At 54.5% G+C, this 15,732-nt stretch carries 8 protein-coding genes; 6 read left to right on the forward strand and 2 right to left on the reverse strand.

What is annotated here, in order from left to right; genetic code table 11:
* Both FFS57_RS14920 and FFS57_RS14925 read left to right on the forward strand, forming a co-directional pair.
* Positions 1–1,680 (forward strand): T6SS phospholipase effector Tle1-like catalytic domain-containing protein (locus tag FFS57_RS14920; protein WP_349306741.1); only part of this gene is annotated, 1,680 nt, incomplete at its 5' end.
* Positions 1,681–1,969: 289 nt separating this feature from the next.
* Positions 1,970–2,503, forward strand: a complete 534-nt coding sequence (locus FFS57_RS14925) for a hypothetical protein (RefSeq protein ID WP_137938611.1) — start codon at positions 1,970–1,972, stop codon at positions 2,501–2,503.
* A 99-nt stretch (positions 2,504–2,602) separates the two neighbouring features.
* On the opposite strand, the gene FFS57_RS14930 is transcribed toward FFS57_RS14925, so the two are convergent.
* Both FFS57_RS14930 and hrpA read right to left on the reverse strand, forming a co-directional pair.
* Entirely contained in the window at positions 2,603–3,973 is a 1,371-nt protein-coding gene (locus FFS57_RS14930) for an EAL and HDOD domain-containing protein (protein ID WP_137938612.1), read from the reverse strand.
* A 264-nt stretch (positions 3,974–4,237) separates the two neighbouring features.
* Positions 4,238–8,107 carry an ATP-dependent RNA helicase HrpA gene (gene hrpA / locus FFS57_RS14935; protein WP_137938613.1) on the reverse strand — a complete coding sequence of 1,290 codons (3,870 nt, stop codon included), beginning with the start codon at positions 8,105–8,107 and terminating at the stop codon, positions 4,238–4,240.
* A gap of 460 nt (positions 8,108–8,567) precedes the next feature.
* On the opposite strand from hrpA, the gene FFS57_RS14940 reads away from it, so the two are divergent.
* From FFS57_RS14940 to FFS57_RS14955, 4 genes are all read left to right on the forward strand, one after another.
* Positions 8,568–9,023, forward strand: coding sequence for a GNAT family N-acetyltransferase (locus FFS57_RS14940; protein WP_137938614.1), 456 nt, complete (start codon positions 8,568–8,570; stop codon positions 9,021–9,023).
* 197 nt (positions 9,024–9,220) lie between these two features.
* Positions 9,221–13,087: a type I polyketide synthase gene (locus FFS57_RS14945; RefSeq protein ID WP_137938615.1), complete on the forward strand. Its 3,867-nt coding sequence runs from the start codon at positions 9,221–9,223 to the stop codon at positions 13,085–13,087.
* 12 nt (positions 13,088–13,099) lie between these two features.
* Positions 13,100–14,266: a MupA/Atu3671 family FMN-dependent luciferase-like monooxygenase gene (locus FFS57_RS14950; protein WP_137938616.1), complete on the forward strand. Its 1,167-nt coding sequence runs from the start codon at positions 13,100–13,102 to the stop codon at positions 14,264–14,266.
* A gap of 2 nt (positions 14,267–14,268) precedes the next feature.
* Positions 14,269–15,588: an amino acid adenylation protein gene (locus tag FFS57_RS14955; RefSeq protein ID WP_212749163.1), complete on the forward strand. Its 1,320-nt coding sequence runs from the start codon at positions 14,269–14,271 to the stop codon at positions 15,586–15,588.
* The last annotated feature ends 144 nt before the right edge of the window (positions 15,589–15,732 follow it).

Consider the following 15,732-nt stretch of genomic DNA (forward strand, 5'->3'; position numbering starts at 1 on the left):
CGCCTGAACTGGGCGTTACTGCAGGTCACCAATCAGATCCATGCCGTGTTCTGTGATCGCCCCATGGCAGATCCCTTGGAGGAAGACGGCAAGCTGGCACAGCGTTTCAATGTGCTACGCGAAGCCCCGGGCCGCAACACTCCCTTCACAATACCGGCAGTCGAAGTGCTCAGTCGGGAACAGGTGTTAAGAGAGCGTGCTGAGCAGTTACGCAAAGCCATTACCCCTTATTTGAAAAACAAGCCCGTCATTCGCTCGGTACGGGTATCGGTGTATGGGTTTTCACGTGGTGCTGCTGAGGCCAGGGCATTCTGTAACTGGTTGCTTGAAGCCTATGGCAATGGTGTGGCCGGGATTCCGCTGCAAATCGATTTTTTGGGGATTTTTGATACGGTTGCGTCCGTAGGTATCGCTCACTCTGCCCCTGGTGGGGATGGTCATTTTGCCTGGGCGAGCGAAGCCAACCTGCGGGTGCCACCTGCTGTGCGCCGCTGTGTGCATCTGGCCTCGGTGCATGAGGTACGCGGCTCGTTCCCACTGGATTCGATTGGCAGTGCGCCCAACTGTAAAGAGGTGTTTTACCCCGGTGTGCACTCTGATGTGGGTGGCGGTTACCCACCCAACGACCAGGGGCGGGCATTGGGTGAAGGTGCGGTGGGGGATGCCCGCAAGCTGTCACAGATATCCTTGGCGCAGATGTATCGGGAATCGTTGATTGCAGGGGTGCCGTTGTTACCTAGCAATGAACTGCTAAAGATTCGGCAGGCTGATTTCCAGGTTCACCCCGACACCATCAAACTCTTCAATGCCTACATAGAGTCCACCCGTTTTGGCCGGGTCAAGGCAAAAGGGCCATTGTGGTTGACTGAGACACAGCCGCTGAAGCCCGTGTCTGCCTTGCGTGGTTTGCACTATGGCCTGTTTCTGGCCTGGCGGCGAAGTATGCTGGGGAAAGCACACCAATTGCCGGGTTTGAAGGCCTCAACGGCAGGAACACATGATGAGGATATTTTTGATATTCGTCAGGCCGATGAGGAATTGAAAAAAGAAATCCAGTTTTTGGAAGATCCATCCAAGGATAAGTTTGACAAGGTGGATATCGACCCGGCCATGCAGGCATATGGTGCCGTTCTTGCGAATTCAGTACCGCTTTTTTTGGGAAAGTCGGTGGAATTCCTGTTGAAGAAGTACGCGAGTATTCCCATGAGAGCGAAGCAAAAAGAGTGGGATGATTACCTCAAGCGTGCCTGGTATCAAGAAGTCGAACCCAACACCATCCCCTTGTTTGAGCAATTGATGCATGATTCACGTGCGTGGTTTCGTGTGGGTCAATATCACGAGCCCTATCAGATGTGGGGGTATGTCCGTTATCGTCATATCTATTTACCGGCTGGCGATAAAGAACCCATTGCCAATGAGCCGGAAGATCATTCTGAACATGAACGGAAGATGGCCGAGGCTAGAGCCCAGGCGATTGAGCAGGAAAAGGCGGATCATCAACGGCGCATGGAAAACTTGCGTCAGCAAAAGGAAGCAATCAACGAGCGTTGGAAAGCCAATCCAAGGTCCCCAAATGCTACGGAGGTATTTCGGGAGGCAGATCGCGTCAATCATGAGCAAATGCAGCGCGAACGTCAGCGCCATGCGCAAGCCATGGCTGAGCTGAGCAAGAAGGCGTGATTCTGGCAAGGTATGGTGCAGACTCTGTGTCACGGGCTTCACTAGGACATGTACAAACGAGTGTAGTTGGATGGCAAGCACGCTGACCCATTGTCATTTGATCCGCAGTCTGCCATGCCTATGGCTTGCTGCGCGCCACGCGATAGTGTTTGTTTACCATCTATGATTACCAGTATTCGAGATCGTTATATCAATAGATCGCTAAAGCAGATTTGTGTTGGCATGCGATGTTGAGAATAATGAGTGTATTTAAGGTTTTCATCATTGTGTGTGGGAAGGCGTAGTGGATATGTACAAATTATTATGTGCAACATCTGTTGTATTGTTGGGTTTGGTGGCCTGTAAGCCTCACGAGGAGCAAGTTAAAGAGAAACACACTGCGGGCCAGCAACTGGTGGAAAAAGAAGCTGCTTTGGCCAAAGGGGTGGGTGAGGCTTTGCAGAAAGATGGCCAGAGTGCCGCTGAGGAGCTGGCTGCAGGGGCCGGGAGTTTGCTGAAAGGGATTGCTAAGGGTGTGGATCGGGCAGAGGAACTGACGATTGTGCTTGATGGATCGTCATCGGGTAAAGGGTTGAAAGTAACCCGATCGCAATATGTGGGTAGTGGCCAAGAAAGCGATACGCTAAAGCTGTATGTGATGTCAGCGCAGGCTTACAGTGGCAAATTGCACCTGCGTGCCTTTGACGACAAGGATGCGGAGGTCGGGCGTAGTGACAAGGTGGAAGCCAAGCTGGATGCGGATGATGCCAAGTATGTCGAGTTCAAGTTTGATGATGCGACACCGGTTTCCCGTGTAAAGAAATTTGTGCTGTTTGCGGGGTGAGTTTGATTGCCGGGTCAAGGTAGTTCAGTGCTTGAACCTTTATTGCAAGCTTGATCCATTAAATGGGCGTTGCCATCTGGTTGGCAGCGCCCTTGTTGTTTAGTCTTCCAGCTGATTGGCCCAAACGATGGCGTCGATGTGATGTTCATTGACATCGTCTTCGGTCAGGCCGATACGCTCCGCAATGGCGGTCACCTCTTTCGGGGTGCCGGTTTCGCAGGCCAGGGCGAGCTCCAGGAACGGGTAGTAGTCGCCGTGCTCATTCAATAGCGCATCGACGACGGATTCGGGCAGTTTCAGGTAACCAAGTGCACGATGCAGTGGAAGCTTCAGCAGCACATCCAGTAGTGAGAAGATGCCGGTGAGGAACAGTGCGCTGCCATGCTTTGGGCCAAGAACGCGGCTACCGACCAATTCGATCATGCGGGCACGGATCAAGGCATTGTCCAACAGGGCAAATTCATCGCCGGTATCCTGATTGGTGATGAATAGTAGTAAAGATAACCAGTTGTAGAGTTTATCCCGCCCCAATACCAATACTGCTTGCTCGGCTGTTTCCACATGAGTACGCAGACCGGTGAGTGGGCTATTGACATAGCGTAGGATTTTGAACAGCAGCACCGGATCTCGCTTGAGGGTTTCGGCAATGGTCTGCAGGGCTTCGTCCTGTTTGACTTTATTCAATAGCTCGATGATACGTAACTTATTGGCTTCAACGGGCTTGTCTTCCCATGGCTCACGCGACGTGACGAACGGCCCCTGGAAGTACTCCACTTGTTGGCCATAGGTGCTGTTGCTGAAGACGGCGCTGAATTCTTCATGGACCAGAATGTTCTTGATCAGTACTTCGAGATGGGGGCATTTACTGAGGATGGTATTGATGGCATGGCTGATGTCGAGGTCCGATGGGCGGCTCAGATCCAGAATCAAATACTGGGCCAGCGCATAGTGCTGATGGTCGTTCGACTCAATGCGTCCATCAAACAGGCAGGCAATGCGAAACCCTGCCTCGTGAAGATCAGTGATGCGCTGCCGTTGATCAGCATTGGCTTGTCGGAGCTTGTCGATATCGATACTGAGCACGATGTGTTTGGCCGGCAATTGCTCGATACCGGGGTCGTGCAGGCTGTCCAGCGTGAACAGGGCGACAAAAGCAGAGCGTTTGCCCAGCATGCGATCAATGCCGATGGTGATCAGATGGGCGATCAGGGCAACATCGTAAAATTTGCCAATGGCTGAAGTGAGCACGCGGGCACGGCTGGTGATGCCTTTGTGCAACATGAATTCATAGCCAATTACACGTTGCCTACGATTGAGGATGGCCTCTCGACACAGAAAGGCACGGTCGTCGTGTTCATCACCATTGATGGAAACGGGAGCCTGGTCACTCATGTCTTGATCTGCCTTGGTGGATGAGGTGGTTTGTTGGTATCGCTGCTGATGCTGTTGGGCGCTGGTTGTGGTAAGCATTTCAGGTATTCGAACATTCGAATGATGAAATGATTAACCGCATAGCAAGAATAGCAGCCATGCTGATACATCTAATCTTAGTTATCAGGGCAGATTTTACAAGCGGGTGCAGGGTAAGGGTGTGATCGAGCTGTCAGGGGCTGGATTGTCGGCAAGAGCAGGTGGGTGGTGTTGATGCAACACCACCTTTCCTGGTGGCCTGTGGTTGGGGAGAGGGGCGCGGCTCAGCTGGGCATGGCGAGGGTGCTGTGTTTGCTTGGCTGGTTATCGGCTAATTTCATCATCCCAGAATTTGTTCAGGCGCTTCAATGACACTGGGAATGGTGTTTTCAGCTCTTGAGCGAACAGCGATACTTTCAGTTCTTCGATCAGCCAGCGGAAATCCACCAGCTTCGGTTCATCGATACCTGCTTTGCGATTACGCTCCAGTCGGGCTTGCAGCCTTGCTGACAGTTCGATGATCTCGGCGCTGCGCTGGTTATCCCGTGCTGGATTGTTGGCGTATTTTTCCTGCCGCACCCGCAGGGCTTTCAGATAGCGTGGCAGATGGGTCAACTGAACCCACGGCGTTGCGTGGAAGAACCCTTTGTAAACCAGCTTCTGCATCTGTTCGCGTAATTCGGGTGTGGGTTTTTGTTGTCCGGTCAACTTCAGCACGTTCTGTTGATATTCGGTCGCAATCTGGGCCAGCAGTTGCATTGCGCCCTGTGTGACTGCCGGTAGGCGGGTTTTGGCCTTTTGGCGTAGGTCGGCGAAGGCTTTCTCGTTACGTGGCAGCGCTTCGTCACCGATAAAGGCACGGTCGGTGATGGCGAGCAGAATGTCGTCCTTGAGGTCGTCCGCATTGGCTACTGCCCGGAGTTGCATGGCGATCTGGGTGAAGTTGGGCAGGCTTTTTTCCAGCTGCTTCATCTGTTCCTTCAATTCTAGCCGTAGCAAGCGCCGCACGCCGCCCCGCATGGCGTAAGAGGCTTCCTGCTCGGTGTCGAACAGGCGGATGGCGACAGAGTCACCCATGTCTTCCAGCGCCGGGTACCCGGTGAGTTGTTGACGGCCTTTGCTGAAGGCGATTTTTTCAGGCAGGTCGCCAAAATCCCACTTGGTCAGGCCTTCGCGTTCAATACTGGGTGCATTGTCGCGGAAAGTCAGTTGTGCCGCTTGTCCCAATTGTGCTTTCAATTGGTTCAGGTCGCGGCCCATGGCCAGTTCATTCTTCCCGTCGTCCACAATGCGGAAGTTCATGAAGCAGTGAGGGGACAGACCATCCAGCGACCAGTCCTCACGCGATACATGCTGGCCGGTGCGCTGCTTGATAAAAGCCGCCAAGGCATCAAGCAATGGGCCGTCGCCAATTGGCAGGTCGGTCAACGCATTGGTGACAAAATCCGGTACGGGCACGCAGTTGCGGCGCAGGGCTTTAGGTAGCGACTTGATCAGGCTGGTGAGCTTTTCGCGCAACATGCCGGGCACCAACCAGTCGAACTGTTCAGGCTCCAGCTGATTCAGCAGCGCCAGGGGAACGGTGACGGTGACGCCGTCCAATGCGTGACCCGGTTCGAAACGGTATTTGAGCGACAGCTTGGCACCGGCAATCATCATATGCTCCGGGTACTGTTCTGCCGTGACCTGATCGGCGCCATGTCGCATCAGGCGCTCACGGGTCATCCACAGCAGCTTGGGCTGGTGCTTCTCGGCCTGCTCGCGCCAGGCTTCAAAGCCGGCTGCACTACACACATCCTGCGGAATGATGGCATCGTAGAACTCGAAGATGGCATGCTCATCCACCAGCACATCAGGGCGACGGGATTTGTGTTCCAACTGCTCGATATCACGTACCAGATCCCGGTTGTGCTGGTAGAAACCACCACGGGTGTTGAATTGGAATGTGGCCAGCGCTTCACGGATGAACAGCTCACGTGCTTCCTGTGGGTTGATGCGGCCATAGGACACATTCCGGCGGGGTACGATGGGTAACCCATACAAGGTGACGCGTTCCCAGGCCACGACCTCACCACGATCTTTTTCCCAGTGCGGTTCGTAGTAATGGCTTTTGCACAATGTCTTGGCAATCGACTCCACCCATTCAGGCTCAATTTTGGCCACGCAACGTGCATACAGTTTGGTGGTTTCCACCAGTTCACTGGTCAATACCCATTTGGGACGCGTTTTCTTGAGGCCAGAGCCGGGGAAGATCGAGAATTTGATACCACGCGCTCCCAGGTACTGTTCGTCTTCGGTCTGCTTCATACCCAGGTTGCCAAGCAGGCCGGCCATCAGTGCCTTGTGAATCTGTTCATAGGTCGCGGGCAGCTCGTTGATCCGCAGGCCCATCTCGCCAACAATGCTCGCCAGTTGCGCATGCAGCTCACGCCATTCGCGCAATCGTAAATGTGACAGGTAGTGATCGTGACAGAGGTTGATCAGTTGCTTGTTGGATTTTTTATGCTTCAACGCATCGTCGAAGAATTCCCACAGTTTGAGATAGCTCAGAAAGTCCGAGCGTTCATCGGTAAAACGTGCCTGTGCACGGTCCACTGCTTCACGCGCTTCATAAGGACGTTCGCGCGGGTCCTGAATGGACAGGCCGGAAGCAATGGTGAGAATCTCGGCCAGGCAATGCTCATCACGCCCGGCTAGTAGCATCCGACCGATTTTCGGGTCGACCGGTAATTTGGCCAATTCTTGGCCCAGCGAGGTCAATTGACGTTTGTCATCAACCGCACCGAGTTCCTGCAAATGCTGATATCCATCGGCAATCTGACGGGAGGAGGGGGCCTCGATGAACGGGAAGTCTTCGACATCACCCAGATGTAACGAGGCCATGCGCAAAATCACATTCGCCAGCGAAGACCGCAGGATTTCCGGATCGGTGAACGGTGGACGGGCGTTGAAATCATTCTCGTCATAAAGCCGTACACAGATGCCTTCGGCTACCCGGCCGCAACGACCAGCACGTTGCCGGGCCGATGCCTGGCTGACTTTTTCGATCTGCAGTTGTGCCACCTTGGCACGAGCGCTGTAGCGGTTGACACGTGCCAAACCGGTATCGATCACGTAACGGATGCCGGGTACGGTCAAGGATGTTTCGGCCACGTTGGTTGCCAGCACGACCCGGCGCTGCCCGCCGGAACGGAACACTCGTTGCTGGTCTTCGATCGACAGGCGAGCGAACAGCGGCAGAATCTCTACCCCTCGCAGCTGATGCTTGCGCAAATGTTCAGCCGTGTCACGGATTTCGCGTTCGCCCGGCAGAAACACCAGAATGTCGCCACTGCCTTCACGAATCAACTCATCCACCGCGTCGACAATGGCTTCTTCCATGTCTTCCTCACGGTCGTCTTCATCTTTGGTCTGCAATGGGCGATAACGGACTTCAACGGGATAGGTGCGCCCGGATACCTCAATCACCGGCGCGCCGTTGAAGTGTTTGCTGAAGCGATCGGCGTCAATGGTGGCGGAGGTCACGATGATTTTCAAATCGGGCCGCTTTGGAAGCAGCTGCTTCAGGTAACCCAGCAGGAAATCGATGTTCAGGCTGCGTTCGTGCGCTTCATCGATGATGATGGTGTCGTAGGCATTCAGATAGCGATCGCCCTGTGTCTCTGCCAGCAAGATGCCATCAGTCATCAGTTTGATGTAATTACGCTCACTGATCTTGTCATTGAAGCGTACTTTGTAACCGACGATGTCACCTAATTGCGATTCCAGTTCCTGAGCAAGCCGACCGGCAACCGAGCGGGCAGCAATCCGCCGGGGTTGGGTATGGCCGATCAGGCCTGCTGCACCACGCCCCAATTCCAGGCAGATCTTGGGTAATTGGGTGGTTTTACCCGAACCCGTTTCACCACACACAATCACGACCTGATGCTTGTCGATGGCCGCTCGCAGCTCATCCCGCTTCTGATTGACCGGTAGTACCGGGTCAAAGCTGGGTTTGGGCTGTGCTGCAACACGGGTAGCCAACTTGGTGGCAGAGGAGGTGATCAGCCCATCCAGATCGGCCAGCATCTTGTCGGAAGGCTTGCCTTGTTTCAGGCGTTCCTCAAGTTGCCGCAACCGGCGCTTGATGGGTTGGCGATCGATCAACAGGCAGTGTGACAGGCGTTGGTATAAGGGGCGCAGGGCAGCGTGCATAGGTAAGTCGTTATCTGCAAAAGTACAACAAAGCCCATCATGCTAGCACATTGCCTGGTTTGGCTTGTAGTTACTGCGTGAATCCGCGGTCGTGGCCAGCGGGGCAATGCTGCAACTACGCGCTAAATAACATAATCAAATACGAACATTTACTATTTATGGCGTGATGCATTCATTGATTTATTAATCCGGAATAATTCATTTTTATGATTTTCAAAGATTTTTTTGCTACTTCTCACTTTCTTTGGATTGAGTCTGCGCACCATTTTGGTGATTTGTTGCACTTTATTAGGGATTGATGTTTTTGATTAATTGCATGTTGTTGACAGCGATGTTCTATTTAAGAAGAATTGTTTCGGATAAATGACTGTTTTATTTTTGTGGCTTGGTGCGGGCGACTGAATTTCCATGCTCGTCATCATGTAGTGAATTTCATGATTTGCAACGGGTTGATTGTACGATGCTGAATGTTGTTGCAACTGAATTGAATTCTGAAGATGCCATTTTGTTGATGGATGAATTGTCTTCTCGCTTGTATGACATCACGGGGAGTGATGGCAGGAAAAATTTCCGGATGGATGAGTTTTCCGGGCCGCGATCGGTGTTCCTGATGGCGCGGTCTGGTTTGGAGCCAATCGGATGTGGTGCATTGCGGCCAATCTCCGATTCGATTTGTGAAATAAAGCGGATGTATTCGCGGCATCCCGGTAAGGGAGTAGGGGGTGCCATGCTTCGGGCACTTGAGGAATATGCGGCCAGATTTTCTTATGAAGCCATCTGGCTGGAAACGCGTGTGGTGAATGACGAAGCTGTCAGGTTCTATTTGGCGAATGGGTATCAAGTTCGTGAGAATTACGGTCCTTATATCGGGCGGCAGGATGCCATCTGCTTCGAGAAGATGGTAATGCCTGGTTGATCTAATTTCTCGGGATGGTGGGGTGGCTAATTCTAATGCTATCCATCCGAATTTAATCTTCAGTCAATTCCAATTTGTGCATTGATCGCCAGGGTGATATTGACCTGGTTGGGGATTTCTTTGTTTTTTTATTGATCCCGATGAACAGCAGGGTGACGATCGCCCAAGTTGGTTGACGGGTAGTGGAGTGTCGGCAAATGGAAATTGCAGTAGTAGGCATGGATGGGGTGTTTCCAATGGCGGCGGATGTCGCTGCCTTGTGGTCGCACTTGTTGGCTGGGCGAGAATGCATTACCGATTTCACCGATGAAACGCTGCTGGCGGCGGGTGTCGATCCCTCCCTATTGGCTGACCCGAGTTATGTGAAGCGACGCCCGTTGGTTGGGGCTGTAGATCAATTTGATGCGCGTTTTTTCGGTTTTACCGAGATTGAGGCAGAGGCACTGGATCCTCAGCTCCGTTTAATGATGCAGTGCGCCTACCACGCGATGGAGGAAGCCTCTGCCACCAATGACACAACGCGGCTGCGCACGGGTGTATTCGCTGGCTTGCGTCATTCCCGTTATCTGGAGCAGCACTTGCTTTTCAGCGAGCGACACCTCGAATCGCTGGGTTCGGATTATCTGCAGATGATCAACCGCAAGGATAGTGCAGCAACCTTGCTGGCCTATAAGCTCAATCTAGGCGGGCCCGCAATCAGTGTGAACACGGCATGCTCAACATCGCTGCTGGCCGTACATTTGGCCTGTAACAGTCTGTTGACCTTTGAATGCGATGTGGCATTGGCCGGTGGGGCGGCTCTGCCGGCCTTTGCACCGGAGGGGCAGCATTATGTACCAGGTGGGTTCCTCGCATCGGATGGCCGGTGTCGACCATTCTCCGACGGAGCAGATGGCACGATCGATGGGGCTGGTGTCGGTGTCGTGGTGCTGAAACGGCTGGAGGATGCCTTGCGTGATGGCAACCGGATTCACGCCGTGATTCTGGGTAGTGCCGCCAATAACGATGGTAGCGATAAGGTTGGTTATACCGCACCCAGCGTTAACGGTCAGGTACGAGTGATTACCGATGCACTGGAAGTGGCAGGTGTTTCGCCGGATACCATTGGTTTTGTGGAAACACACGGCACGGGCACCAAATTGGGTGACCCGATCGAGGTGCGTGCCTTGACGCAGGCTTACCGGCAGTACACGCAACGACGGGGATTCTGCTATCTCGGGTCAGTCAAGGCAAATGTTGGCCATCTGGGGGCCGCCGCAGGCGTGGCGGGCTTGATCAAGGCCGTACTGGTCTTGCGTGAGGGGCAGATTCCACCGTTGACCCACTTTATCAAACCTAATCCGCAGTTGCAGTTGGATACCACACCTTTTTCCATACCAACCAGTGTGGTGCCATTTATGGATGGGGAAGGCCCGCGTCGTGCGGCAGTGAGCAGCTTTGGTATTGGTGGCACCAATGTGCATGTGGTGTTGCAACGTGCACCGGATCAAGCTGAACCTGAAGCCCAATCAACCTTGCCAATATTGCTGGTGCTGTCTGCCAAAAGCCCAGCCGCATTGGCGAAAACTGCCCAGGCGGTAGCATCACATCTGGCTGGCTTATCCGATGCTGAATTACGTGGTGTGGCGGCCAGTTTGCTGCAAGGACGATCGCAGTCGTCTTACCGGCATGCAATGGCGGTGGCATCAATGGAAGACGCCGCGAAGCGATTTGCGAATGTAGGGTCTGCTTTGCAGCCGGTTGGTATCAACGCTCCCGAAGTGGCCTTCCTGTTTCCAGGGCAGGGCGCACAGCACGAGGGGATGACGCTCGCGCTATGCGATCACTTTCCGGTATTTGCCAAGGCCCTGGCAGAGGTCGTTGATTTGGTACAGCAGTATGGCGGGTTTGATCTGATGGCGATGATCAACGCGACATCGCCTGACCTGTTGACCCAGACTGCCCACACACAACCTGCATTGTTTGCCACTGAGTATGCATTGGCGCAATTGTGGCAATCGTTGGGCGTCAAACCGGCGGTATTGCTGGGGCATAGCATTGGCGAGCTGACTGCGGCCTGTGTGGCCAAGGTGATGTCATTGTCCGATGCGGTCCGCCTGGTGTGCGCACGTGGTCGATTCATGCAGGCTGCGCCGGGTGGAGCCATGCTGGCGGTATCCATGACGGCATCGGATTTGACGCGCCAGTTGCCGGAATCCGTCGAAATCGCCGTCATCAATGGACAGTCAGCCTGTGTCGCGGCCGGGCCAGTCGATGCAATCGACCGTCTGGCTGTGCAGCTCGAATCGGCTCGCATTGGCCATCGTCGCCTCAACACCTCACATGCTTTCCATTCGGCATCTATGGAAGGCGCCGCAGCCGCATTCCAGCTACTGGTTACCGAGATTCAGTTGGCGCCACCGCAGATTCCGATCATCTCCAATGTGACTGGTGACGTGTTGTCTGATGCTGATGCGACATCGCCTGCATATTGGGCGCTGCAATTGCGCAGCACGGTGCAATTTGCCCAAGGCCTGCAAAGCGTGGCCAACCAGTCGGTTGCGATGGTGTTGGAAGTGGGGCCAGGGAATGTATTGACCAGCCTGGCACGTAGTGAACTGCGCGCCATGACGTGCATTGCTTCACAGCCAAATGCCGCCCGTCGCGAAAAGGCGCTGCTGACATTGATGGCGGCGGCTGGCGAGCTATGGGTGCGTGGCGTCACGGTTGATCTGGCCAAGGTCAGTCAGTTAGCGCCCACTACGCAACAAGTTGGGTTGCCTGGTTATTGCTTCGAGCGTCAGTCCTACTGGGTGCCAGCCAGCGCTGCCAAACCTGCGCCTGTGCTGCCAGCAGCATTGGGTCAGCCCGTTGGTGTGATCGAATGCTTGCCTCTGCTGGGGCAGGTTGCACGGGCTACCGCTGAGCCAACGGTACAACTGGTTCATCAACGGCCTGATCTGGCTGCGATGCTGGTTGCTGAACTGCAGCAGGTGGGGTGCCAGGTTCGTCTTCTCGATATCGCAGATCTGTCATCAACCCGCCTCGACCCGGCTTTGCCGACCTTGTTGCTGGACACGTCAGCTGATGGTGATGTACGTGACCAATTGGGTGCTTGGGCACAGGCATGGCCTATGACCGTGCTGCGCCATACTACCATGGTCACCGAAGAGGCGTTGCTGGTTGATGGCATGACTGCGGATTTCTCCAAAGTGACCAATTGTCGTGCGGTTGCCACCCACTGTGCCCGGTCTGCTCCGGCCAAGCCTGTGATGCTGCTGGATGGCACCAGTCTGGCCATCCGCACCGGTGCTGTCGATGCCCGGCATGAATCGGTTGCGCTCGCGGGCTGGCAGGGCGTACCTGAATCATGGCTGGCTCAGTTGCCGGTTGATACCGCATCGTTTTCTTCCACGCCGCAATGGACCATTTGGGCCCTGACCGGGCAAATCACACCCAGTGAGTTGGATTGGCCAGAAGGCAGGCATTGGCTATTGGTCGATAGCGCGGATTTGCCCAGCGGATTGCGGGCAAGGCGCCTGCACGCCGCTCGCCAAGCCCTGCTGACGGCCAATGCAGCGAGTGTGCGTTGGTTGATTCTACAGCAACCGCTGGTGCAACTTACCCCAGCCAAATTGATGGAGGCGGTCAAGTTGTCACTCGTTGGCGAACAATCCATTTATCTGCATTTGCAAAAAGAGGAGGTGGCCATGAGCTTGCCACATGCATCTACAGGTGCACCGCAAATCGAGGCTGCGGTTGATCTGAGTGACATTCCTGCGGTGATTACCGGTATCTGGACCAAGGTACTGGGCATCGAACAGGTTGGCCCGCATGACAATTTCTTCGATCTGGGTGGCAATTCACTTTGGGCATTGCAGATTGTCAGCAAGGTCAATGCTGCATTTGGCTGTGAGATTCATCTGTCTGAGTTGCTGGGGGCCGCGACGGTGACGGATCTGGCTGCATTGGTGGAGAAAAGGCTGCTGAGCACGGTGGATGAAGGGGAGTTGGATGCGCTGCTGAGTGAGCTGGGTGACCTGTCACCGGAAGAAATCCATCAACTGTTGGAATCGCAGACCTGACGGAGCCTTGCCATGAGTGATTTGAAACAGAAGTTGGCCGGTTTGACACCGGAGCAATTGGCCAAGTTGAAAAGCCAACTGGCCACCAAAAAACCGGTGGAGTCGAATGGCAAGCCGCTGGATTTCACCATTTTCTTTTTTTCAGCAGATGGAACGAGCGATGGTGGTGACAAATACGACATGCTGTTCCGTTGCGCCGAATTTGGCGATCGCCATGGCTATAAGGCGATCTGGATGCCGGAACGTCATTTCACCCCATTTGGCGGTTTGTACCCGAACCCGTCGGTGTTGGCGGCAGCGTTGGCGGTGAAGACCAGTCGTATCGAACTGCGTGCCGGCAGCGTGGCATTACCGTTGCATAACCCGATTCGGGTTGCGGAAGAATGGGCAGTGGTCGACAACCTGTCGAAAGGGCGGGTGGCCTTGTCGTTTGCCAGTGGCTGGCACAAGACTGATTTCGCATTGCGGCCCGAGGCCTATGAAGACCGGCGGATGCTGATGGGCCCCAGTCTGGACATGGTTCAGCGATTGTGGCGTGGTGAAAAGGTGTCAGTCCCCGGTGTGGATGGCGAACCGGTCGACATCATCTCCTATCCGCGTCCGGTTCAACCGGCGCTGCGCTTCTGGTTGACCTGTGCTTCGCCAACGGGTTGGGAAAAGGCTGGTGAGATGGGGGCCAATGTGTTGTGCATGCTCGGTTCTTCCATCAGCAAGCTGGAACAGCAGATTGCCGTCTACCGGCAGGCTCGGGCCAAGGCGGGCCATGCACCTGCGGATGGCATCGTGAGTGTGATGTTGCATACCTATGTCGATAACGACAGCAAGCGAGCCAAGGACAAGGTCCGTGGGCCGATGAAGCAATACCTCGAAGACTACATCCAGCAATACAACGTACTGGTCGATGAATCGATCAAACAGGATGTGGCGGCAAACAAAGATGCATTTCTCGAATTTGCATTTGAGCGCTATTTCGAGCAGGCCTCATTACTGGGCCCACAAGACAAATGCCAGGCACTGCTGAACACGCTGGCTGATATCGGCGTCAACGAGATTGCCTGTCTGGTGGATTTTGGTGTCTCGACTGAAGACGTGCTGCAAAGCCTGGCCTTGCTCAAGGAAATGGATGATCGCCGTCGCATCCAGCCCGCCGCTGTTACCGAACCTGCCACTGTGGAATGAACATGACTCAACCCAATGTACAACTCGACAATCTGCCCCCTGAGCTGCGTGCCAAGCTGTTGGCCAAATTGGCAGAACGTTCACGCCAAGCCAGTAAGAACATTACCTTGCATAAGCAACCGGCCGACTGGCTACGTCTGGATCAACGGTCGTTGTTGAGTCTGTTTGCGGCAGGCGAAGAGGCGCCGGTCGATGCCGTTTCCATCACCTGCATGACGGATCGGGTGGTCGGGAACGGGGTGACGTTGTCGGATGTGACACACAAGTTATGTGGCGATTTGCCCATGCTGACCAATATCCGTGAGCTGTCGATCGGTCGTATCGCGACCCTGACCTTGCCCCGTACACACGGCCAGATCTATGCCGAGAGCCAGGATGTAGTCAGGTTGGTGGAGCAGAGTCTGAACATGGCTGCCCTGATTGGTGCCAAGACCGTTTCGCTGACGGGCTTGATTCCGTCGGCGACTGAGTATGGTCGTGCAGTCAGACATCGCGAAGGTCAGCCAACGATTACCACGGGTCATGCCACTACGACTTCATCGGTATTGCTGGCACTGAAGCGCTTGCTGGAGGAGAGTGGTCGGCATCTGGCTGACGAGGATCTGTGTTTCATCGGATTGGGTTCGATCGGTACGTCAACATTGCGACTGATGCTGAATGCGCTGGATCACCCAAAAAGCCTGACCTTGTGCGATGTCTATGCCAAGCAAGCCGACATCGAAGCTTTGATGCGTGAGATTCGCGAGGACTTCGAATTCACGGGCAATTTGCGCTTTACCCCATCCCAGCGTACCTGCCCGGATGAAGTGTACGAAGCCACCGTCGTGGTTGGGGCAACCAATGCACCGAATGTACTGGATATCCATCGGGTCAAACCGGGCACCTTGGTCGTGGACGACTCCGACCCGCATTGCTTTGACGCCCAACAAGCCATTGAGCGTTTCGAAAACTGTGGCGACATTCTGTTTACCGAGGGTGGAGCGCTGCGTTCGCCAGATGTGGTCAAACACACCATTTATGTACCTGAACAGTTTGAATGGGCGCTGCAATACCCGGTCGATGACGACAATGCGCATCACATCACCGGTTGCATCTTCTCCAGTCTGCTGTCGGCCAAGTATGGCTACCCACGTACGCTGGGCATGGTCAGCCAGGAGGATGCCTGGACACACCTTTCCGGGTTGGTCAAATACGGCTTTACCGCATCCAACCTGCATTGCGGTCCCTATCGATTGCAGCGGGAGCGGATCGATACCTTCCGTCGCCAGTTCGGCCATACCGAGGCGCGGCCGGTCAAGGTGTATTTCGACGAGCACGCCTGAGAACCTGTTCAATGTCTTATTGCGCGACCACGATCAGGGCTCATGTGCTGCTCAACATCCGCATGTATCACCCCTACACGCCGGTTTTTGTGCTGCACTTCACCCCGCTGGTGGCCGCTCATCACAGACCTTGAACAGGTTCTG

The organism is Chitinivorax sp. B (assembly GCF_005503445.1).
Classification (GTDB): Bacteria; Pseudomonadota; Gammaproteobacteria; order Burkholderiales; family SCOH01; genus Chitinivorax.